The sequence below is a fragment of the Bacillus sp. JZ34 genome, assembly GCF_053903205.1.
Genome location: NZ_CP096403.1, coordinates 1331705 through 1353570, shown reverse-complemented (window position 1 = coordinate 1353570; position 21866 = coordinate 1331705). Strand labels below are relative to the sequence as shown.

Sequence of the window (21866 nt, the reverse complement as noted above, 5' to 3'; positions counted from 1 at the left end):
TTGTCATTCTCCCTTTCTTGAAATGCGGCATATTTCACGCAGCATTCCGTCGATTGTATAGACGTCCGGCATATATGAAGGAATTCCGTAGTCCGACAGCGCCTTCTTTGTCATAGGCCCGATCGTAATAAAAGCCGTACCGTTCTTTTCGGCCCACGTTCTGCTCTCCTCTTTCAAAATGGACATGAATGTATGTACCGTCGAGGAGCTGGTAAATGTCACAAAATCAAAAGACGCGTGTTTTGCTGCTTCCTTAAGCTCCAAAATTCCTTTTTCATCACGAACGGTTTCATACAAAATCCATTCCGAAACTTGAATTCCGAGCGGAGTGAGGGTTTTCTTGATGACGTCCCGGGATAAATTTCCTTTTAAAACGGCCACTTTATCATGACGGCCGACATTTCGCTTCAGTGCCTCCGCCAAATGTTCAGCCACGTATAACTCAGGCATCAGATCGACAGAAAGACCCCTGTCGCGCAAATACCTGGCCGTTTTTTCACCGACAGCGGCAACCTTGGCCTTTGATGCGAAAGGAACGCTGAACCCGGCGTTCTTCAAATAAGAAAAAAAGAATTTTGCCCCGTTCACGCTTGTAAAAACAAGCCAGTCCGCGCTTTCAAGATCTGCTCGAAAGCGCTGGGCCTGTTCTCGCGGGAGGGCGGGCCGAAACGAAATCAATGACGTTAAAACAGCTTCTCCGCCCAAAGCCTCCACCTTTTCCCTGAAGGATTGGGCTTGGGCTTTATTGCGGGTGACGAGCACTTTCTTTCCCTGTAAAGGAAGATCATGCTTCATTGTCTTCCAGCTCCTGTTTCACACGGTCAATCAGTGCCTTTGCTCCTTTTTCCGACATGACCGCCGCGCATTCTCTGCCGACAGCCTCCGGATCTTTTCCTTTTACTGTTTCTCTGTATGCGGTTTTTCCGTCAGGCGATGCCACAAGACCGGTCAGTTCGATGACGCCGTCTTCGTCCATCGTCGCAAATCCGGCGATTGGCACTTGGCAGCCGCCTTCCATCGCATGAAGAAAAGCACGCTCGGCCGTGACGGTCAGCTGTGTGTAGCGGTCGTTCAGGCGCGAAAAGAGGGACAGCAGCTCCTCATCCGAGCCTCTGCACTCGATCGCCAACGCGCCTTGCCCAACGGCGGGAAGGCAGCTCTCTGGATCAAGAAATTCGGTGACGACATCGTCCTTCCAGCCCATTCTTGACAGGCCTGCCGCTGCTAAAATAATCGCGTCGTAATCTTCGGTTTCAAGTTTTTTTAACCTTGTATCGATATTTCCCCTGATCCACTTGATCTCAAGGTCGGGACGCATTTGCAAAAGCTGCGCGCTTCTTCTGAGGCTGCTCGTGCCGATAACCGCACCTTGTTTCAGGTCGGCCAGCTTTTGACGGCTTTTTGAAATGAGAACGTCCCTGGCATCTTCCCGTTTTGGAATGCAGCCGACCACCAGCCCTTCGGGAAGCGCCGACGGCATGTCCTTCATGCTGTGAACGGCCATATCAATTTCCCCGGAAAGCATCGCCTGTTCGATTTCTTTGACGAACAGGCCTTTCCCGCCGACCTTTGACAGCGTAACATCCAAGATCCGGTCGCCTTTTGTAACGATTTCCTTTATTTCAAACGTGAAATCCGGATTTAATTCCTCCAGCTTTTTGATCACCCATTTTGTCTGGGTCATCGCCAATTTGCTTCTTCTTGAGCCTACAATGATGTTTCTCATGTTTTCTTCCTCCCAATCCGTCACGGGCAACCGTTTTAACTAACTAAACCAATGAAATTGCGAAAAGCTGCCGAGCAAAAAGAAATTGATTAAAAGAACAAGAAAAGACGCGGTATTCCACATGGCCGCGATCCTTCCCTGCAGCTCTTTGACAATCCTGATAAATAAATAGTATCCGTATAAAAAAAGCAGCACGATCGATCCGAGCACTTTCGGATCCGCCCAGTACAGGGTTTCAAGCGATACATACGACCAGATAATCCCCAGAATCAGACTCAGCAAAAGCATAGGAACGCCGATGAGATTAAGGACATAAGCCATATGATCAAGTTTTGGCAAATCTTCGATTCGTAAGAGCCATTTCCCCCACTTTTTCTTTTTCAATAAACGGTACTGAAAAAGATACAGCACGGAAAAGACAAACGACAATGAAAACGCTCCATACGAAAGAATCGCCATTGTAATGTGAATGATCAAGAGCTCGGACACGAGCCTTCCCGAAAGCTCCGCCGACTGCTGGGCAGTCGGTGTAAACGTGTGGATCGCCGCCATTGAAAAGCCGATGAGATTGGTGAAAAAAACGAGAAATTCCACTTTCAAAAGCTTCGTCAAAACGAGAGACAGCGTGACAAGCACCCACGCGTAAAAATAAAGCCCCTGTGCATTATTCAAAACAGGAAACTGATCTGTGTACTGCATGAAATAAAAAAGGTATACCGTCTGCAGAATCCAGACAATAGAAAGCAACCAGAAGGCCGCTTTTCCCGCCTTCCGGTTGTGCTGTAAAAAGTCTATAAAATAAAAGAGGACGGTGAGCGCGTACAACACGATTGTAACTTCGTTAAGCCTTGCTAACAATGTGTCTGTCATGTCTGTCACTCGCTCGCGATAGAAGTCAAACCCTGCTGGTTTTGCCGCTTAAACGCATGAACCGGCTGGCGTTCGTCTTGATTCTCTCCGTCAGGAAAAGCCGCTTCTTCAATATCAAAAATCTGCGTAAACAGTGCAAGCTTTTCTTCGGCATCAGCTTCTGACGCAAACTCCTTCACTTTTAAAATCGGGTCGCGCAAGAGCTGGTTGATAATGCTTTTCGTATGCTTGTTTAAAAGTTTTTTCTCTCTTGTGCTCAAGTGAGGGAGCTTCCGTTCGATGCTCTGCATCGTTTCCGCCTGGATTGTCAAAGCTTTTTCCCTGAGAGCAGAGATGACCGGCACGACGCCGAGCGTATTCAGCCATTGTTTAAAAGCGACGATCTCAGCTTCAATAATCAGCTCCACTTCTTCAGCAACGGCCTGACGCTCCTTCAGATTTTCTTCCACGATCCCTTCAAGATCGTCAATATCGTACAGAAAGACGCCTTCCACATCGCTGAGAGCCGGGTCAAGATCCCGCGGCACGGCAATATCCACCATAAAAAGCGGACATCCTTTGCGAAGCTTATTGACATGTTCGATCATCTCTTTTGTGACGACATAGCCGCTTGCGCCCGTTGAACTGATGAGAATGTCGGCTTCCATTAAAGCGCATTGCAGCTCATTTAAGCTTTTCGCCGCGCCTGAAAAACGGCCGGCAAGCTCCTTCGCTTTTGAAAATGTTCTGTTGATCACGGTAACCTGTCCGATTCCGTGGCCGTGCAGGTTTTGAACCGCAAGCTCTCCCATTTTGCCCGCGCCGAGAATCAGCACGTGTTTATCGGAAAGGTCGCCGAAGATTTTCCTGGCAAGCTCGACGGCTGCATAGCTGACGGATACAGCATTTGAAGCAATGTCCGTTTCGGCATGGCAGCGCTTCGCAACGGTGACAGCCTGCTTAAACAAATAGTTGAAAACGGTACCAATTGTCTTCTCTTCCTGAGCCAGCTTAAAACTTGTACGCACTTGGCCTAAAATCTGCGTTTCTCCAATAACCATCGAATCCAATCCGCACGATACGCGGAACAAATGTTCAACGGCTCCGTCGTTTTCATAAAACTTCAAGTAAGGCGAAATGTCCTCTTTGCTTAGTCCGAACCAGTTCGCCAAAAACATTTTCATATAATAACGTCCGGTGTGCAGCTGATCAACGACTGCATACAGCTCTGTCCGGTTGCATGTCGACACGATGATATTCTCAAGTATGCTTTTTTCTTCTTTCAATTGCGACATCGCCTGCCCCAGCTCATCCGGCTGAAAGGTTAACTTTTCACGTATATCAACAGGGGCTGATTTGTAATCCAATCCCACGACAAGTATATGCATAACTCTTGCTTGCACCCCCAACATCTATCTAAATTAGAATGATTATAATATAGAATTTATTATTCAAAACGATTATAACATATATTCACTATTTTCTCTTCCCAAAATGTGAACAGATTTTAAAAAATTGATGTGATATAGTAGAAAATGTGTTTCTATTTCTTTCACTACATCAAGAAGGTGATACTTTGAAAAAGAAATCTGTTTTGCTTCCATTGCTGTTGATAGCCGTGGCTGTCTACGCCTTTCTGCGGTCGGGCCGGATCAACCTGTTTGACGGACAGGAAGAATGGTCTGTACTTGCGGGGCTCATCGGGCTGGCTCTTTTTTATCAGGGACAGAAGGAAGCCGATTCCGCCCATTCCTTTGCAGGGCTCTTCATGACAGCGATCGGTGTTTATTTCACATTTAAAGAGGACTATTTCAGCCGCGCGGATGATTTTGCGGTCATCGTGCTGATCCTCGGTGCGGCGCTTCTTGTCAAATCGTTTAAGACGAAAGAATATCAATATGAGAGTCTGCTGATGATCGCAGTCGCCCTCTATCTTTATTTTTTCCGGCAGATTGCCGCCTGGCTGAAGACGGCGAATATCGAGACGGCATATGTAGAAGCTTATTGGCCGGCCGCTTTTATCGCGGTTAGTCTGCTTTTATTATTCTTAAAAAGAAAATAGTTTATTCAAGAAAAAGCACTTGCATTAATCCCGCAAGTGCTTTTTCTTTTATCTCGCGATCATTTGCTCGATCGCCGACCACGCTTCTTGTTTACCCTTTTTCGTCTCGGAGGAAAACAAGATGAGCTTGTCTTCTTTTTCTATATTGAGCGTCTCTTTGACGACTTTGGCATGCTTTTCCCATTTACCTTTAGGGATTTTATCCGCTTTTGTCGCAATCACGATCACAGGAATTTCATAATGCTTTAAAAAGTCGTACATCATCACATCATCCTGTGAAGGGGCATGTCTGAGGTCGACGATTTGAACGACCGCTTTCAGTTCTTCGCGGGATGTCAAATACGTCTCTATCATACGGCCCCAAGCCTCGCGCTCCGTTTTGGAGACTTTCGCAAATCCGTAACCGGGCACATCGACAAAGTGAAGGACATCGTTAATGATATAAAAGTTTAATGTCTGTGTTTTGCCCGGCTTTGATGATGTCCTCGCTAAGTTTTTACGGTTGATCATTGTATTGATAAATGACGATTTTCCGACATTAGATCTCCCGGCAAGGGCGATTTCCGGCAGCCCCCCTTCAGGGTACTGCTCGGGTTTCACCGCACTGATGACAATCTCTGATTTCGTTACTTTCATTTCTCTTCTCCTACTAGCGCATGCTTTAGAACTTCGTCCAGGTGAGCGACAGGAATGAAGGTTAAGCCTTCCCGCACGCTGTTTGGAATGTCCTCAATGTCTTTTTCATTATCTTTCGGCATAATGACAGTCTTTAAGCCGGCACGGTGTGCGCCGAGCGCCTTTTCCTTCAAGCCGCCGATCGGAAGGACGCGGCCTCTTAACGTGATTTCGCCGGTCATGCCGACATTTCGTGAAACAGGTCGGCCCGTCAGCGCCGAAACAAGAGCTGTCGCCATTGTGATCCCCGCGGATGGCCCGTCCTTCGGAACGGCCCCTTCCGGCACGTGAATGTGAATATCGTGTTTTTCATGAAAATCAGGGTTGATGTTTAACTCTTCCGCTTTTGAACGGACATAGCTGAATGCGGCTTGTGCCGACTCTCTCATGACATCGCCGAGCTTTCCGGTTAAAATGAGCTTGCCTTTCCCGGGGGAAAGAGACACTTCGATGGACAGCGTATCTCCGCCGACCGTCGTGTAGGCAAGACCTGTGACAACGCCGATCTGATCGTCGAGCTCAGCCTGTCCGTACCTGAACATTCTTTTTCCTAAATAGTCTTCAAGGTTTTTGTCCGTGACCGTAATTCTTTTTCTTTCCCCTGATACGATCAGCTTCGCCGCTTTTCTGCATATCGCTGCGATTTGGCGTTCAAGACTTCTGACGCCGGCTTCCCTTGTATAATAGCGAATAACATCAAGGACAGCCTGCTCCCGTATTTGCAGATTGGATTTTTTCAGACCGTGTTCTTTCAGCTGTTTTGGAAGCAGATGGTCTTTGACGATTTCGACCTTTTCCACTTCCGTATAGCCGGCGATCGTGATGATCTCCATACGGTCTCTGAGCGGACCCGGGATTGTGGCCAGGTTGTTCGCGGTCGCAATAAACAAAACCTTTGATAAATCAAACGTCTCTTCAATATAATGGTCGCTGAACGTATGGTTTTGTTCAGGATCGAGCACTTCCAGCATCGCTGAAGCAGGATCTCCCCTGAAATCCGAAGCCATTTTGTCAATCTCGTCCAAAAGGAACACGGGATTGTTCTTGCCTGCTTTTTTCATCCCCTGAATAATGCGGCCCGGCATGGCGCCTACATATGTGCGGCGGTGGCCGCGGATTTCGGATTCATCCCTCACGCCGCCAAGGGAAATGCGGACAAATTTGCGTCCGAGCGATTTGGCGATCGATTTGGCCAGCGAGGTTTTTCCGACACCCGGAGGTCCGGCCAAGCATAAGATCGGTCCTTTTAACGAGCGGGTCAGCTTTTGGACTGCCAAATATTCGAGAACCCGTTCTTTCACTTTTTCAAGGCCGTGATGTTCTTCATCAAGAATTTGACTGGCGAGATTTAAATCAAGCCTGTCTTCTGTTGCATCATTCCATGGGAGGGAAATAAGCCATTCAATATAATTGCGGATGACAGAACTTTCAGCTGAGCTTGACGGTATTTTTTCGTACCGGTTTAGCTCTTTAAACGCGGTTTCTTTCACATTGTCAGGCATGCCGGCCTGTTCGATTTTCTCAGTCAGCTTTTGGACCTCGCCCGTTTTTCCTTCTTTGTCGCCAAGCTCTTTTTGAATGGCTTTCATCTGCTCGCGCAGGTAATACTCCTTTTGCGTTCTTTCCATTGAACGCTTGACGCGCTGCCCGATCTTCTTTTCAATCTCAAGGACTTCTTTTTCGTTGTGAATCAGGTCGATCACTTTGTTTAATCTGGCTTTGACATCGATCGTTTCCAGCACTTCCTGCTTGTCTTTCAGCTTAAGCGGCAGGTGGGAGGCGACGATATCGGCCATTCTTCCCGGCTCTTCAATATCTGTTACAGCGGCAAATGTTTCAGCCGATATTTTTTTCGAAATCTTTATGTATTGATCGAAGTGGTCAAGCAATGTGCGCATGAGTGCTTCATCTTCAACATCTTTTTCAGTCTCTTCATCGATTCGTTCGATTTTTACAGACGTATATTCATCTAAATCATGGTACTCAAGAATGCGGGCGCGCTGCAGCCCCTCCACCAAAACGCGGATCGTTCCGTTCGGCAGCTTGAGCATCTGCTTGATTTTTGTATAGGTTCCGAATGTAAAAATCTCGTCTTCATCCGGTTCGTCTATGGATATGTCCTTTTGTGTTGCCAAAAAGATCATATGGTCATTCATCATCGCCTGTTCAAGCGCCTGAACCGACTTTTCACGCCCGACGTCAAGGTGCAAAACCATCGTCGGATAGACGAGTAAACCTCTTAAAGGGAGGAGCGGGATGTTTCGTTTCGTTTCATCTGCCATTTTGACTGACACCTCCGTAACTTTAGTATGAACCATTATAATATACTTTTTTTATCCCTGTACAATTGTAAGCCCGGCGAAATAAAAAGGGTCTCCTGTAGTATACCCTTTCTTTCAGTTCTGAAAAAGGAAAAGATGTCCTCCGCTAAGAAAACATGCCGGCGCCTGTCGGAGAAAACCGGCCCGAAAAAAATCCCCATCTGAAATGATGGGGATTTATACGGATTCTCTTTTCATCTGAGCGCCGTCAGGCATTTCTGAAGGAGGGTTGACCAATGCAAGGTCCAGCACTTCCTGCAAGGTTTTGACGGGAATGATATGTACGCCTTCTATCCGCTTTAAAATCGACTGGACATTTTCATGCGGAATAATAACCGTTTTTGCCCCCGCATGCTTGGCCGCTTTGATTTTCGGAATCACGCCGCCGATCGGCTTTACCCGGCCGTTCAGGCTGATTTCCCCCGTCATGGCGACAGTATGGTCTATCGGAACCTTATGAATGGCGGAGAAAATGCCCGCCGCCATGGCAATTCCTGCAGATGGTCCGTCAACCGGGATACCGCCGGGGAAATTCACGTGAATATCATAATCCGAAGCTTTTACTCCCATTGTCCGCAATACAGTCATGACATTTTCGACCGACCCTTTCGCCATGCTTTTCCGTCGGATCGATTTTGACTGGTTGCCGATATTCTCTTCTTCTGCGATGCCTGTGATATTAATCGATCCCTTATCAGCAGCCTTGTTGACTGTGACTTCAATTTCGAGCAGCGAACCGCTGTTAGGGCCGTGGACGGCAAGTCCGTTGACGATGCCGACCTGCGGTTTGGAGGCGATTTTTTGTTCGTATTTCGGTGTCAGCTGGCTCGAATGGATCACCCATTCGATATCTTCAACCGTCACCTCGTCGCGCTCTTCAGTCAAAGCCATTCCGGCGGCGATTTGCATCATATTGACGACTTCGCGGCCGTTTCTCGCATACCGCGTCAACAGGTCAAGTCCTTCCTCTGCGACTTTCTTCTCAATCTTATCAGCCGCTTTTTTGGCGACCGTTTTTAATTCTTGCTTTTCAAGGTCGCGGAAGAACACTTCCAGACATCTCGACCGAATCGCTGGCGGGATTTCGTCAGGCATCCTCGTCGTCGCGCCGATCAGTCTGAAATCCGCCGGCAGCCCGTTTTGAAAAATGTCGTGGATGTGTTTGGGGATTTGCGTGTTTTCTTCACTGTAATAGGCGCTTTCCAAAAACACTTTCCGATCTTCAAGCACCTTCAGCATTTTATTCATTTGAATCGGATGAAGCTCTCCGATTTCGTCGATGAATAATACCCCGCCGTGCGCATGCGTAACGGCTCCCTGCTTTGGCTGAGGAATTCCGGCCTGCCCCATCGCTCCGGCACCCTGATAAATCGGATCGTGGACCGATCCGATCAACGGGTCGGCGATTCCCCGCTCGTCGAAGCGGGCCGTTGTCGCGTCAAGCTCGACAAAGACGGAATGTTCCTGGAACGGTGAGCGCTTGTTCTTTTTCGCTTCTTCGAGGACAAGCCTTGCAGCTGCGGTTTTCCCTACACCTGGAGGGCCGTAAATAATGACATGCTGCGGATTTGGTCCGCAAAGGGCGGCTTTCAGCGCTTTAATGCCGTCCTCTTGGCCGACGATGTCTTCAAAAGCTGTCGGCCTTACCTTTTCTGATAACGGTTCTGATAAATGGATTGATCTCATTTTCCGGAGCTGTTCCATCTCTTTTTTGGACTCTCTGTCTATCGTAACCTTTTGGGTTCTTTGATTCTTGAGCAGATTCCAAAAATATAATCCGATGATGATCCCGAAAAATAGTTGTACAAAAAGTGCAATGCTCGTCCAGCTCAACTGATGGTCCCTCCTGAAATGGTTTCGTATCTTTAAGTATGTCAGATAGTATTTCCTGATCACGGAGGGAATAAACGTACAGAAAGGGATAATTTTGCTTTTCGAACCGTCACTTTTTTCTGTATGGCGACGGTTTCCAAATGCAAAAAAAGAACCTCCTTTGGCTAGGAGGTTCTCTGCATTATGCTGAAGTTTTTTTGTCTTTATTGACGACCGTGCCGTCTTTCATAATGAGACGCGGCGGTTCGCCGTCAGTGACGGTTTTGCCTGTAATCACGCATTTTTCAATATCCTCGCGTGACGGCAGATCGAACATCACGTCGAGCATGATTCCTTCGATAATGGAACGAAGTCCGCGTGCTCCTGTTTTACGTTCAATTGCTTTTTTAGCGATTTCTGTGAGCGCTTCGTCTTCAAATACAAGCTCCACATCATCCAGCTCAAGCATTTTTCTATATTGTTTAACAAGTGCGTTTTTCGGTTTTGTTAAAATTTCAACCAGCGCTTTTTCATCGAGTGGTTCAAGGCTTGCGATGATCGGGAGACGGCCGATGAATTCAGGGATCAGACCGAAGCGAAGCAAGTCTTCCGGAAGCACTTTGGAAAGAAGCGCTTCTTTTTCAAGATCTTCATGCTTGTTGTCAGAGCCGAAGCCAATGACCTTTTGACCGAGACGGCGCTTGATGATTTGCTCGATTCCATCAAAAGCTCCGCCGCAAATGAACAGGATGTTCGTTGTGTCAATCTGGATGAACTCTTGATGAGGATGCTTTCTTCCGCCTTGTGGAGGAACGCTTGCAACCGTACCTTCAAGAATTTTAAGCAGAGCCTGCTGAACGCCTTCACCTGATACATCGCGTGTAATTGAAGGGTTCTCGGACTTTCTGGCTACTTTATCGATTTCATCGATGTAGATAATGCCTTTTTCCGCTTTTTCAACATCGTAGTCAGCAGCCTGAATCAGCTTAAGCAAAATGTTCTCCACATCTTCACCGACATAGCCTGCTTCAGTAAGCGAAGTGGCATCTGCAATGGCAAACGGCACATTCAGGATGCGGGCTAGTGTTTGAGCAAGAAGCGTTTTTCCGCTTCCAGTCGGTCCGATCATGGAAATATTACTTTTTGACAGCTCGACATCATCGACTTTGCTGTTCGAATTGATCCGCTTGTAATGATTGTAGACGGCCACGGCAAGGGATTTTTTTGCCTGGTCCTGGCCGATGACGTATTCATCAAGAATCTCGCGGATTTCCTTTGGTTTTGGGACATCTTTGAACTCCACTTCTTCTTCAGAGCCGAGTTCCTCTTCTACAATTTCAGTGCAAAGTTCGATGCACTCGTCACATATATATACGCCTGGTCCGGCGACAAGCTTGCGTACCTGATCTTGTGTTTTTCCGCAAAACGAGCATTTTAATTGTCCTTTTTCCTCGTTGAATTTAAACATTCTTTCACCCCTTATATCCTTGTCATTCCTGTTTCTTCGTTAAAAGAAACATCGCTTGAAAACATTCGTTCCATTATGTATTGCATTTTACCACACTTTCCAAAAAGGCGATAACGTTGTGTTTGCCGTTCGGCATATTCAATATGTATGTTGATCAAAACGACATTATCTATCCTTTCCCAAAGAAAAGATGATAAGTCAAAATTGTATAAAACAAGGCACGAAACATTCGCGCCCTGTTTTATATAAAGTATGATTATGAAACATATTAACGGTTTTCTACAAGAAAATCAATTGCTTTGCGAACTTTTAAGTCCTCTTTCATTCCTTCTGTAGAACCGATTGCTTGTTTGATGTTTTCAACAGGCATGTTGTACGCTTCAGCCATTTTAGAAAGCTCTTCTTCGACTTCTTCGTCAGTGACTTGAAGGTTTTCAGCTTTGGCGATCGCTTCCAGTGTCAGGTTGGATTTCACGCGTTTTTCAGCATCCTCTTTCATTTGCTCTTTCAGCGCGTTTTCATCCTGTCCTGAGAATTGGAAGTAAAGCTCAAGGTTCATGCCTTGCATTTGCAGACGCTGTTCGAATTCTTTCATCATGCGGTCAAGCTCTGTGTCGATCATCGCTTGAGGAATGTTAGCTTCAGCGTTTTCAGCTGCTTTTACGACAAGCTCTTCGCGAAGTTTAGCGTCCGCTTCGTTTTCTTTTGCTTCCTCGAGACGTTTTTTCGTTTTTTCAGTCAGCTCGGCAAGCGTTTCAACTTCCTCATCGACATCTTTCGCAAACTCGTCATTAAGCTCAGGAAGCTCCTTCGCTTTGATTTCGTGGATTTTCACTTTGAATACGGCAGGTTTGCCCGCAAGCTCTTCCGCATGGTATTCCTCAGGGAATGTTACTTCTACGTCTTTTTCAGCACCGGCTTCAAGTCCGACAAGCTGATCTTCAAAACCTGGAATGAAAGAGCCTGAACCGACTTCAAGGGAATAGTTTTCCGCTTTTCCGCCTTCGAACGCTTCGCCGTCTACGAATCCTTCGAAGTCAAGAACAACAGTGTCCCCTTCTTCCACTTTGCCGTCTTCTTTTACAACGAGTTCAGCCTGGCGCTCTTGAAGAGACTTCAGTTCATTTTGAACGTCTTCATCCGTTACGGCAGTATCGTCTTTTTCAATGCCAAGGCCTTTGTATTCGCCAAGTTTCACTTCAGGCTTAACCGTTACCTTCGCAGTGAAGATCAGGTTTTCGCCTTTTTCGATTTTTTCCACATCGATTTCCGGGCGATCAACAGGCTCAATGCCCGCTTCCTCTACCGCTTTCGGATACTCGACAGGAAGCAGGATGTCCAGCGCATCCTGATAAAGCGCCTCAACACCAAAACGCTGTTCAAACAAACCGCGCGGTACTTTCCCTTTGCGGAATCCAGGAATGGATACTTGCTTTACGACTTTTTTAAATGCATCATCAAGGGCTTTATTAAAGGTATCGGCATCTACCTCAACCGTTAAAACGCCTTCGTTTCCTTCTTGCTTTTCCCATTTTACTGACATGTGTTTCCCTCCAAAATCTATTCAGGTTGTGTCGGTTTTCCATTTTAAAACAAACAAACGGCTACGTCCATCGCAAGCTGCCGACTGTGTGCAGCTCATGTGTTTCTGACAGCCATCATTATGTATACAAAGATAAATAATGAACTTTAAGCGGCAAACGGATCAACTTCCGTTTTTCACAAATGCAACCACTATATTATAACACAATGCCCGCTGCTTTCAACATTTACAAATAAGAAATTTCTTCTATGTCTTTGATGAGCGCGCAGGCCTCGTCAAGCTGTCTGTCATTGAATTCATAGAGAATATGAAGCTCCTCTTTATCGATGTCGATCCCGTGCATTTCGTATCCGACTTTATGCAGCGCAGCAGCCCAGAGCTCGCGGTTTGAGTATTTCGGCTGAAACGGATAGAGGACGTAAATATGCCTTCTCCACAGCTCTTCGACCGCTTGGTACAGCGTGGGATTTTCATTCCCCAGCGTGTCATCCAGCACGCTCAGAACATGCTTTAATATCGGCATATCATCCGGCTTGACTGTCTCTGTCGGATTAATTGTCATCGAATCGCCAAATTTTGCGACAAGTGTCGGCTTTTCATGGTCTGACTCGGCCAAAAGCTGGAGAATCATCGTTTTTACGACAGGATGCGCGCTCGGATTTTGCAAAATTGTTTTCAACAAGCCGATATAGCTTGTCAGATTGCGGTCCTTCAGTCCGTGAAGAAGCTTAACCTGCTCTTCCGTGTCATTCAAAAGCCTTTCCTGATCAACCTCCTCCGTCTCGGGAAGGTCTTCGGTGATATCCTCAGGTCCGGGGTCTTCCGTCATCTTGCGGCTGAAATCAAGCAGTTTATAAAACTGTTCCGCGCTTTCAGGAGGCAGCTTATTTTCTTCGAGTACAGCTTCAATCGTTTCTTTTACTTTTTCGTATTGTCTGAGCTGGATTAAAATCGTCATATAGACTTGTAAAACGGTAAAATAATGGCCGTGGCCTTCTTTCAGCATTTTTTCACAGATGCCTTTCGCTTCTTCAAGCTCGCCGATTTCCAGCAGGCAGATGGCCATTCCCAGATAAATATCCGATTCCTCGTCATCATAGCGCTTCGCTTCAGAAAACAGCCTGAGCGCTTCATGGTAATTCTTTTCTTTAAGCGCGGCCATCCCTTTGTGCACTAAACGCTCCTTAACGTTCGGGAACGGGATGATCTTCGAGTTTTTCTTGTCATGCTTCATTTCTAAGTTCCTTTCAGGCACTTATTTTTTAACAAGTGTATCAACCCGGCCCGCTAAACACAAGAAAGAACCGGCGGCAGTATGCTGCCTTCAGCAAAAAAAGCCTCCGATCTACATCGGACAGCTTTTTTATGCTTGCAACCAAGAACTTCTCTGTTTCTCAAATTGTTCGATTTCTTCTTCAAGGAGCAATGTTAAAGAAATTTCATCGTAACCGTTCAGCAGCATCTCTTTCCAATGCGGATCGACCTCAAATGCAATCTGCTGCCCGGCGTGGTCTGTTATCGTCTGTTTTTCAAGATCGACAGTCATCGGCAAAGACTGATGTTCATACTGTTCAGCAAGCACTTTCCACGTCTCGTAAGGAAGGCGGATCGGCAGCATGCCGTTTTTGAAACAGTTCTGGTGAAAGATATCGGCAAAAGACGGCGCGATAATGATTTTAAATCCGTAGTCGTCTAGCGCCCATGGGGCGTGTTCCCTTGAAGAGCCGCAGCCGAAATTTTCGCCGGCGATTAAAATCGAAGCGCCTTTGTATTCCGGCCGGTTCAGCTCAAAATCAGGGTTTGGATCGCCGTTATCCAAATACCTCCAGTCAAAGAAAGCAAAGCGGCCGTATCCCGTTCTTTCGATCCTCTTTAAAAATTGCTTCGGAATGATCTGGTCCGTGTCTACGTTGATTCTGTTTAGCACCGCCGCTATTCCGGTATGGGTCTTTAATGGCTCCATCTTGTCACTCCTCTATACAGCTGTTGTCTCTTGGTAATATTTTCTGACATCGACAAAGCGTCCGTGAATCGCGGCCATCGCGGCCATCGCCGGGCTGACGAGATGCGTCCTGGCCCCTTTGCCCTGTCTGCCTTCAAAATTGCGGTTGGAAGTGGAAGCACAGCGCTCTCCTTCAGGGACAACATCGTTGTTCATGCTCAAACACATGCTGCATCCCGATTCTCTCCATTCAAAACCCGCTTCGATGAAAATCTCGTGAAGCCCTTCATTTTCAGCTTGAATTTTGACGCTTTGCGAGCCGGGAACGACGATCGCTCTGACGCCGTCGGCGACTTTTTGGCCTTTTATCATTTCAGCAGCCTGGCGAAGATCTGTCATGCGCGAGTTGGTGCATGAACCGATAAAGACGTGCTCGATTGTAATGTCCTCGATTTTTTTATATGGTTCAAGACCCATATATTCATATGCGCGCTGCGCTTCTTTTTTATCGTCTTCCTGAGAGAAGGCCTCAGGGCCCGGAATCGCTTCATCAACCGGCAGCACCATGCCAGGGTTGATGCCCCACGTCACCATCGGTGAAATCGCGCTTCCGTCCATCAAGATCGTCCGGTCGTAGACCGCCCCCGGATCGGTTCTCAGATTCTTCCACTCTTCTACAGCTTTCTCAAACTCTTCGCCTTTTGGCGCATATTTTTTCGTTTTGACATATTCAAATGTTGTTTCATCCGGTGCAATCAATCCTGCTCTTGCCCCAGCTTCGATTGACATGTTGCACACCGTCATCCGTTCGTCCATCGACATGTTTCGGAATACTTCGCCGGTATATTCAATGACATAACCCGCACCGAATTTAACCCCGTATTTTCCGATGACCGCCAGAATGACGTCTTTAGCCGTCACTCCTTTTTGCAGTTTGCCGTCAACGCGGATTTCCAGCGTCTTCGGTTTTTGCTGCCAAAGCGTCTGCGTTGACAAGACGTGCTCCACCTCGCTCGTTCCGATTCCGAAAGCGAGCGCACCAAACGCTCCGTGTGTAGATGTATGACTGTCTCCGCAAACGATCGTTTTGCCCGGCAGCGTCAGCCCCAGTTCAGGCCCGATGACATGGACGATCCCCTGGTCGACGCTTGACAAGTCTGCGAGGCGGATGCCGAATTCTTCGCAATTCCGTTCGAGCGCACTGACCTGCCGTTTGGCGACATCATCTTTAATCTCAAACCGATTGACAGTCGGAATGTTGTGGTCCATTGTGGCAAACGTATTTTGAGGCCGTCTGACTTTTCTATTCTTTTGCCTTAGGCCTTCAAAGGCCTGGGGTGACGTTACCTCGTGTATCAGATGCAGATCGATATAGAGAAGGTCAGGCTTCCCTTCACCTTTTTTAATCACGTGTTGATCCCAAATTTTTTCGATGATCGTTCGAGGCATCATCTTTCTTCCTCCCTCTACCAATATCCATTTTCCTTAAACGTAAGCGGTCATGATGTTTGAAATGGCATTGTCGTCTGCCAGCGCAGCTTTTACTTCCCCTGTAATCGATTGAGTCGTGGAATGTTCCGATCCTTTTGCCAGGTCCTTCGTCCGCTTACCTGCCCGGAGAACTTGATCAACTGCGTGTTCAACAGCTTTCGCTTCAGCTTCAAGACCGAATGACGTCCTGAGCATCATAGCCGCGGACAAGATCGCCGCAAGCGGATTGGCAATGTTCTGTCCCGCGATATCAGGGGCCGAGCCGTGGACAGGTTCATATAGATGAAGTCCGGAGCTTGATAAGCTTGCCGACGGCAGCATGCCGAGCGACCCGGTCAGCATCGATGCTTCATCGCTTAAAATATCGCCGAACATGTTTTCAGTCACGATAATGTCAAACTGTCCAGGCGCATAAATGAGCTGCATCGCTGCATTGTCGACGAGCATGTGCTCAAGCTTGACGTCAGGAAACTCTTTCGCTACTTCTTCCGCCGTCTTGCGCCATAGTTTGCTTGACTCAAGGACGTTCGCTTTATCAACAGAGGTCACTTTGCCTTTTCGTCTCTGCGCCATTTGGAAGGCCTCCCTGATGACCCTTTCCATTTCCGACTTTTTATAAAACAGCGTGTCAACGGCTTCTTCCTCGCCGTTCTGATTGACGTACTGCTCGCTAGGCTTTCCGAAATACAGGCCGCCCGTCAGCTCGCGAACGATGACAAAGTCAACACCTTCGATATATTCAGCTTTTAACGGAGAAGCCCCCGCAAGGCTTTCAAATACTTTAACAGGCCGCAGATTGGCAAAAAGATCGAGCTGCTTGCGGATGGCGAGCAGCCCTTTTTCAGGCCTCAGCTCAGAAGGATTTTGATCCCATTTCGGCCCGCCTACTGCTCCGAGCAAAATGGCGTCCGCAGCTTTGCAAGCGGCGACAGTTTCCTCGGGAAGCGGCGCTCCCGCCTCATCAATTGCCGCTCCGCCGATCAGGCCGTATTCAAATTCGAATTCATGCTGATAATGTTCAGCAACGCTTTTCAGCACATCAACAGCCGCGTCCAATACTTCGGGACCAATTCCGTCACCGGGCAAAAGTGCGATTCGTTTTTTCAAATTCAACAAACTCCTTCCTTATTACTGTTATGATCCTACAGCCGCCTGTTTTGACAATCCTTCCGTATTCGTCTTCAATACAAGATAGCGGTTCACTGCGTTCAAGTAAGCTTTGGCAGATGCTTCGAGAACATCCTGGGCGACTCCGCGTCCTCCGGATTCTTTTCCGTCGATCATCACCCTGACGTATACTTGCGCGAATGCATCCTGTCCCTTGCGATTGGATTGAATCCGGTAATCAAGGAGCTGGACTTCTTTATCCATACAGCGCTTCAGCGTGTTGTACACCGCTTCAACACTTCCCGCTCCGGTCGCCGCTTCCTGGATGATCTGATCCGTTTCCTGATCTTTAAGGGAAACCGTTGCTGTCGGAACCTGCGAGGTGCCGTAATGAACCTGCAGCGAAATAAATTCATAGCCGATTTTGCGGTCTGCCGTTTTCTCCTCGAGAATCAGCGAGATGAGATCTTCATCCGTAAATTCCTTTTTCTTGCCGGTAAGTTCTTTAAAGATGTTAAAAAATTTATTGACTTCTTCTTCTCCAAACTGGAATCCGAGGTTTTGCAGCTTATCTTTAAATGCGTGGCGCCCTGAATGCTTTCCGAGGACAAGCGCATCCGTTTTTACGCCGACAAGCTCCGGAGAAATAATTTCATATGTTGTTTTTTCTTTTAAGAAGCCGTCCTGGTGAATGCCTGATTCGTGGGCAAAGGCATTATCGCCGACGACCGCTTTGTTCCGCGGCACGGCCATGCCGGTCAGTTTGCTCACTAAATCACTTGTCCGCTTAATCTCATTCAGCTGAATCGTTGATTCCGCCTGGTAGAAATCTTTTCGGAGATAGAGGGCGACGGCGATTTCTTCCAGAGAGGCGTTCCCCGCTCTTTCGCCTATGCCGTTGATGACCGATTCGACTTGATCCGCTCCGTTTTCAATCGCAGCCAAAGAGTTGGCGACAGCCATGCCTAAATCATCGTGGCAATGGGCTGAAAGCGTGACTTTGTCAGCATTGCGGGCATTTTCTTTAATATAGCGGAAGATATTTCCGTACTCGGCGGGCGCTAAATAACCGACCGTATCCGGAAGATTGACGACGTCCGCTCCCGCGGCGATCACTTCGCTGACGATCTCGGCTAAAAACGGAAGGTCGGTCCGGCACGCATCTTCGGCAGACCACTGGACGATCGGGAAGCGTTCTTTGGCGTATTTCACCATTGCGACCGCCTGTTCCAGAACCTGTTCGCGCGTTTTTTTCAGCTTATATTTTAAATGGATGTCAGAAGTGGCGATAAAAATGTGAAGCCTTGGTTCAGCCCCGTCTTTGAGCGCTTCCCACGCCGAATCGATATCTCCTTTGACAGAGCGGGCAAGCCCCGTTACCGAACAGTTTTTAATCGTCCTTGCGATTTCTTTTACTGCGTTGAAATCCCCGGGGGATGAAGCGGGGAAACCCGCTTCCATAATGTTGACCCCGAGTTTTTCAAGCTGCTGGGCGATCGCCAGCTTCTCCTGCGTGTTTAAATTAACGCCCGGCGACTGCTCACCGTCACGGAGTGTCGTATCAAAAAAGTTAATTTTTCGCACCGGCTACCACCGCTTCCTTCTTCTTGCCCTGCTTGACAAACGGCATCATTTCGCGAAGCTTTCTTCCGACCACTTCGATTTCGTGTTCGTTTTCGCTTGTATTGATGGCGTTGAAACGCGGACGGTTGACTTGGTTTTCGACGATCCATTCTTTCGCGAATGTACCGTTTTGGATGTCTTTCAATACTTCTTTCATTGATGCTTTTACCTTCTCATCGACGACGCGCGGGCCTGATACGAAATCTCCCCACTGCGCTGTGTCTGAAATCGAATATCTCATGCCTGCTAAACCTTCTTCATACATCAAGTCGACGATGAGCTTCAGCTCGTGCAGACACTCGAAGTATGCGAGTTCAGGCTGATAGCCCGCTTCTGTCAGCGTTTCGAATCCTGCTTTGACAAGGGAAGTCAATCCTCCGCACAGCACCGCCTGTTCACCGAAAAGATCGGTTTCAGTTTCTTCTTTAAATGTTGTTTCAAGAACACCGGCTCTTGCTCCGCCGATCGCTTTAGCATAAGCAAGGGCTTTGTCTTTCGCTTCCCCTGTGACATCCTGATAGATCGCAAACAGCGCCGGAACCCCTGCACCTTGTTCAAACGTTCTTCTGACAAGATGTCCCGGTCCTTTAGGAGCGACAAGGAATACGTCAACATCTGCCGGAGGCACGATCTGATGGAAATGAACGTTGAATCCGTGGGCGAATACGAGTGAATTGCCCGCTTGAAGTCCGTCTTTAATTTCCGCTTCATACACTTTTTGCTGCTGTTCATCCGGAAGAAGCACCATAACGATGTCGGCCTGTTCTGCCGCTTCTCTTACCGTGAAAACTTGATGGCCGTCTTCCTCTGCTTTAGCAAAGGATTTCCCTTTTCTGACGCCGACAATGACGTCCACTCCGCTTTCTTTCAGGTTCAGTGCGTGCGCATGGCCTTGAGAGCCGTATCCGATTACCGCTACTTTTTTGCCTGCCAATACGTTTTCTTTGATATCACCGTTATAATATACTTTTACCATTTCAATCTCTCCCTTTTTATGTTTTATACAATAGATATTGTTTTAATAGAGGACGGCTTTTGCTGGGTTCCCCTCGCAAAGGCCGTGGTGCCTGTTCTGGCAACCTCTTTAATCCCGTATGGTTTCAACAGTTCGATCAGGGCTTCGATCTTGCTTGATTCCCCCGTCACTTGAATCACGACGCTGTCTTTTGCGACATCGACGACAGTCGCCCGAAACGGTTCAATGACGCCGTTTATTTCCGCCCTGCTCGACGGAGGGGAAACCACCCTGATTAATGCCAGCTCTCTTTGGACGATCGATTGATTTGTAATATCCGTGACTTTCAGTACATCAATCTGTTTGTTTAATTGTTTTGTCAGCTGTTCCGTTTCTTTTTCATCTGCCACATGCACGACAAACGTGATCCTGGAAATCCCCGCTGTTTCGGTGTGGCCGACGGTAATGCTTTCAATGTTGTAATGCCGTTTTGTAAACAACCCTGTAATTCTGTTTAAGACGCCGCTTTGATTCAAAACCGTCAGCGTGATGATTCTTTTCAAGGTTTCACCCCCACCATTTCGTGCAGCCCTTTTCCAGGCGCAACCATTGGAAATACTTTTTCAGCTTGTGCAACCTGAACATCGATGACCACCGGTTCATTCGACGTTAGCGCCGCTTCCAGCTTTTCTTCCGCTTCTTTTTCAGATGTGATTCGGACACCTTTGATGCCGTATGCTTCAGACAGCTTGATAAAATCAGGCTGTGATGCGAACTTGGAGTGTGAATAGCGCTCATCGTAAAAGATCTCCTGCCATTGCCGGACCATTCCGAGGCAGCGGTTGTTTAAGACCACGACTTTGATCGGAAGGTTCAGATCGCGAATGACGGACAGCTCCTGCAGTGTCATCTGGAATCCTCCGTCGCCGAGTATCGATACAACTGTCGCATCCTTATCCGCAAGCTGTGCCCCGATTGCCGCCGGAAGTCCGAAGCCCATCGTGCCGAGCCCGCCGGAAGTGACCCACCTGTCGGCTTTTTGGAACTGATAAAATTGCGCGGCCCACATTTGATGCTGTCCGACGTCCGTCGTTAAAATAGCTTCACCTTCTGTATAGCGGTGGATATATTCGATCAGCTTCTGCGGTTTGAATCCTTCTGCTTCATTCTCTTCATACCAGAGCGGATATTCGTTTTTCCAGTCAGCAAGCTGCTTTTTCCATTCATCGGAATCGCTCGGTTTGCCGTTTTGCTTGATCAGCTCTGTCAGTACAAGCTTGCTGTCGCCGACAACCGGAATGTGCGTATGAACGATTTTGCCGATTTCAGCCGGATCGATGTCAATGTGAGCGACTTTCGCATATTTTGCAAAATGCTTCAAGTTTCCTGTGACCCGATCATCGAATCTCGCACCGATGCTGATTAACAGATCGCTTTCATACAGAGCCATGTTGGCCGCATACGTTCCGTGCATTCCGGCCATCCCGAGGAAAAGCGGATGGTCGGCTGGAAATCCTCCCAAGCCTAACAGCGTATGCGCCACCGGAATTTGCTGCTGTTCGACATAATTTTTTAATTCTTCTGACGCTTTCCCGTGCAAGACGCCCGCGCCCGCTAAAATTACCGGCTTTTTCGCTGCACTGACCGCTTCCACAAGCTTTCTGATCTGCAGATAATTCGGTTCCTTCGTCGGCTGATAGCCAGGAAGGTGAATCTCATGGTCGTAGCGGAATTCTCCTTCTACAACGGCGATGTCTTTAGGAATATCGATTAAAACGGGGCCCGGTCTTCCTGTTGTTGCGATATGAAATGCTTCTTTAATAATTCTCGGCAGATCTTCTGCATGGCGAACCTGGTAGCTGTGCTTTGTAATCGGCATCGTAATTCCGATGACATCAGCTTCTTGAAATGCGTCAGATCCGATAACCGAGGTCGCAACCTGACCGGTGAATACGACGAGAGGCAATGAATCGATCATCGCGTCGGCCAGACCCGTTACAAGGTTGGTCGCTCCCGGACCGGATGTGGCGATGACGACACCCGGTTTCCCCGAAATCCTCGCATATCCTTCGGCTGCGTGGATAGCGCCTTGTTCATGGCGCGTTAGTACATGAAACATCCCCGATCCGTAGAGTTTGTCATAAATCGACAGGACCGCACCGCCGGGATACCCGTAGATCACTTCGACATTTTCCTTTTTTAAAGCCTCAATCAGCATTGACGCCCCTGCCATTGTTTGTGTACATTGGGCATTTTCAGCATCCAACTGTACATTCGTCCCCATTTTTCTTC

At 47.8% G+C, this 21866-nt stretch carries 18 protein-coding genes; 1 reads left to right on the top strand and 17 read right to left on the bottom strand.

All coding sequences use genetic code 11. The features are described 5' to 3' along the window. Window positions 1–3: 3 nt before the first annotated feature. Genes M1D90_RS06810 through hemA form a run of 4 tightly spaced genes read right to left on the bottom strand, consistent with a single transcriptional unit; the run spans window position 4 to window position 3963 of the window. Window positions 4–795 (bottom strand): uroporphyrinogen-III synthase, encoded by a 792-nt coding sequence (locus tag M1D90_RS06810; protein ID WP_035338226.1) that lies wholly within the window; start codon window positions 793–795, stop codon window positions 4–6. Continuing rightward, window positions 785–1726, bottom strand: coding sequence for a hydroxymethylbilane synthase (gene hemC, locus M1D90_RS06805; protein WP_020452463.1), 942 nt, complete (start codon window positions 1724–1726; stop codon window positions 785–787). Before hemC ends, M1D90_RS06810 begins: the two co-directional genes overlap by 11 nt. Before the next feature lie 39 nt (window positions 1727–1765). Next, window positions 1766–2596 (bottom strand): cytochrome c biogenesis protein, encoded by an 831-nt coding sequence (locus M1D90_RS06800; protein WP_020452464.1) that lies wholly within the window; start codon window positions 2594–2596, stop codon window positions 1766–1768. A 5-nt stretch (window positions 2597–2601) separates the two neighbouring features. After that, window positions 2602–3963, bottom strand: a complete 1362-nt coding sequence (gene hemA / locus M1D90_RS06795; RefSeq protein WP_020452465.1) for a glutamyl-tRNA reductase — start codon at window positions 3961–3963, stop codon at window positions 2602–2604. A gap of 188 nt (window positions 3964–4151) precedes the next feature. On the opposite strand from hemA, the gene M1D90_RS06790 reads away from it, so the two are divergent. Then, a complete protein-coding gene (locus M1D90_RS06790; protein WP_035338224.1) occupies window positions 4152–4637 on the top strand; it encodes a hypothetical protein in 486 nt (161 codons plus the stop codon). 48 nt (window positions 4638–4685) lie between these two features. Here M1D90_RS06790 and yihA read toward each other — a convergent pair whose 3' ends face one another. The 13 genes from yihA to ilvB all read right to left on the bottom strand — a co-directional run bounded on the left by yihA (window position 4686) and on the right by ilvB (window position 21858). After that, complete coding sequence (gene yihA / locus M1D90_RS06785; protein ID WP_075752023.1) at window positions 4686–5273, bottom strand: ribosome biogenesis GTP-binding protein YihA/YsxC; 588 nt, start codon at window positions 5271–5273, stop codon at window positions 4686–4688. Beyond that, window positions 5270–7594, bottom strand: coding sequence for an endopeptidase La (gene lon / locus M1D90_RS06780; RefSeq protein WP_020452468.1), 2325 nt, complete (start codon window positions 7592–7594; stop codon window positions 5270–5272). Before lon ends, yihA begins: the two co-directional genes overlap by 4 nt. A 216-nt stretch (window positions 7595–7810) precedes the next feature. Next, on the bottom strand, window positions 7811–9466 hold the full coding sequence (gene lonB / locus M1D90_RS06775; RefSeq protein ID WP_456283251.1) for an ATP-dependent protease LonB: 1656 nt from the start codon (window positions 9464–9466) through the stop codon (window positions 7811–7813). Window positions 9467–9647: 181 nt separating this feature from the next. Further along, window positions 9648–10913 (bottom strand): ATP-dependent protease ATP-binding subunit ClpX, encoded by a 1266-nt coding sequence (gene clpX, locus M1D90_RS06770; protein WP_003184083.1) that lies wholly within the window; start codon window positions 10911–10913, stop codon window positions 9648–9650. Window positions 10914–11181: 268 nt separating this feature from the next. After that, window positions 11182–12456: a trigger factor gene (tig, locus tag M1D90_RS06765; RefSeq protein ID WP_456283249.1), complete on the bottom strand. Its 1275-nt coding sequence runs from the start codon at window positions 12454–12456 to the stop codon at window positions 11182–11184. A 226-nt stretch (window positions 12457–12682) separates the two neighbouring features. Then, window positions 12683–13690, bottom strand: coding sequence for a DNA damage checkpoint antagonist DdcA (gene ddcA / locus M1D90_RS06760; RefSeq protein ID WP_023855434.1), 1008 nt, complete (start codon window positions 13688–13690; stop codon window positions 12683–12685). Window positions 13691–13819: 129 nt separating this feature from the next. Continuing rightward, a complete protein-coding gene (gene leuD, locus M1D90_RS06755) occupies window positions 13820–14419 on the bottom strand; it encodes a 3-isopropylmalate dehydratase small subunit (RefSeq protein ID WP_026579127.1) in 600 nt (199 codons plus the stop codon). 12 nt (window positions 14420–14431) lie between these two features. Next, a complete protein-coding gene (gene leuC, locus M1D90_RS06750) occupies window positions 14432–15850 on the bottom strand; it encodes a 3-isopropylmalate dehydratase large subunit (RefSeq protein WP_456283247.1) in 1419 nt (472 codons plus the stop codon). Window positions 15851–15883: 33 nt separating this feature from the next. Further along, on the bottom strand, window positions 15884–16996 hold the full coding sequence (leuB, locus tag M1D90_RS06745; RefSeq protein WP_023855435.1) for a 3-isopropylmalate dehydrogenase: 1113 nt from the start codon (window positions 16994–16996) through the stop codon (window positions 15884–15886). Window positions 16997–17023: 27 nt separating this feature from the next. Continuing rightward, window positions 17024–18580, bottom strand: a complete 1557-nt coding sequence (locus M1D90_RS06740; RefSeq protein WP_023855436.1) for a 2-isopropylmalate synthase — start codon at window positions 18578–18580, stop codon at window positions 17024–17026. Continuing rightward, a complete protein-coding gene (gene ilvC / locus M1D90_RS06735; protein WP_020452476.1) occupies window positions 18567–19595 on the bottom strand; it encodes a ketol-acid reductoisomerase in 1029 nt (342 codons plus the stop codon). The genes M1D90_RS06740 and ilvC overlap by 14 nt, the downstream gene beginning before the upstream one ends. A 23-nt stretch (window positions 19596–19618) precedes the next feature. Then, entirely contained in the window at window positions 19619–20137 is a 519-nt protein-coding gene (gene ilvN, locus M1D90_RS06730) for an acetolactate synthase small subunit (RefSeq protein ID WP_020452477.1), read from the bottom strand. Next, window positions 20134–21858, bottom strand: coding sequence for an acetolactate synthase large subunit (ilvB, locus tag M1D90_RS06725; RefSeq protein WP_145624175.1), 1725 nt, complete (start codon window positions 21856–21858; stop codon window positions 20134–20136). The genes ilvN and ilvB overlap by 4 nt, the downstream gene beginning before the upstream one ends. Window positions 21859–21866: the final 8 nt, after the last annotated feature.

What these genes read in the sequence shown, in the direction of transcription:
- M1D90_RS06810 (WP_035338226.1), bottom strand. Translation starts at nt 795, where the DNA reads ATGAAGCATGATCTTCCTTTACAGGGAAAGAAAGTGCTCGTCACCCGC.
- hemC (WP_020452463.1), bottom strand. Translation starts at nt 1,726, where the DNA reads ATGAGAAACATCATTGTAGGCTCAAGAAGAAGCAAATTGGCGATGACC.
- ilvC (WP_020452476.1), bottom strand. Translation starts at nt 19,595, where the DNA reads ATGGTAAAAGTATATTATAACGGTGATATCAAAGAAAACGTATTGGCA.
- ddcA (WP_023855434.1), bottom strand. Translation starts at nt 13,690, where the DNA reads ATGAAGCATGACAAGAAAAACTCGAAGATCATCCCGTTCCCGAACGTT.
- M1D90_RS06800 (WP_020452464.1), bottom strand. Translation starts at nt 2,596, where the DNA reads ATGACAGACACATTGTTAGCAAGGCTTAACGAAGTTACAATCGTGTTG.
- ilvB (WP_145624175.1), bottom strand. Translation starts at nt 21,858, where the DNA reads ATGGGGACGAATGTACAGTTGGATGCTGAAAATGCCCAATGTACACAA.
- lon (WP_020452468.1), bottom strand. Translation starts at nt 7,594, where the DNA reads ATGGCAGATGAAACGAAACGAAACATCCCGCTCCTCCCTTTAAGAGGT.
- leuD (WP_026579127.1), bottom strand. Translation starts at nt 14,419, where the DNA reads ATGGAGCCATTAAAGACCCATACCGGAATAGCGGCGGTGCTAAACAGA.
- hemA (WP_020452465.1), bottom strand. Translation starts at nt 3,963, where the DNA reads ATGCATATACTTGTCGTGGGATTGGATTACAAATCAGCCCCTGTTGAT.
- clpX (WP_003184083.1), bottom strand. Translation starts at nt 10,913, where the DNA reads ATGTTTAAATTCAACGAGGAAAAAGGACAATTAAAATGCTCGTTTTGC.
- tig (WP_456283249.1), bottom strand. Translation starts at nt 12,456, where the DNA reads ATGTCAGTAAAATGGGAAAAGCAAGAAGGAAACGAAGGCGTTTTAACG.
- yihA (WP_075752023.1), bottom strand. Translation starts at nt 5,273, where the DNA reads ATGAAAGTAACGAAATCAGAGATTGTCATCAGTGCGGTGAAACCCGAG.
- leuC (WP_456283247.1), bottom strand. Translation starts at nt 15,850, where the DNA reads ATGATGCCTCGAACGATCATCGAAAAAATTTGGGATCAACACGTGATT.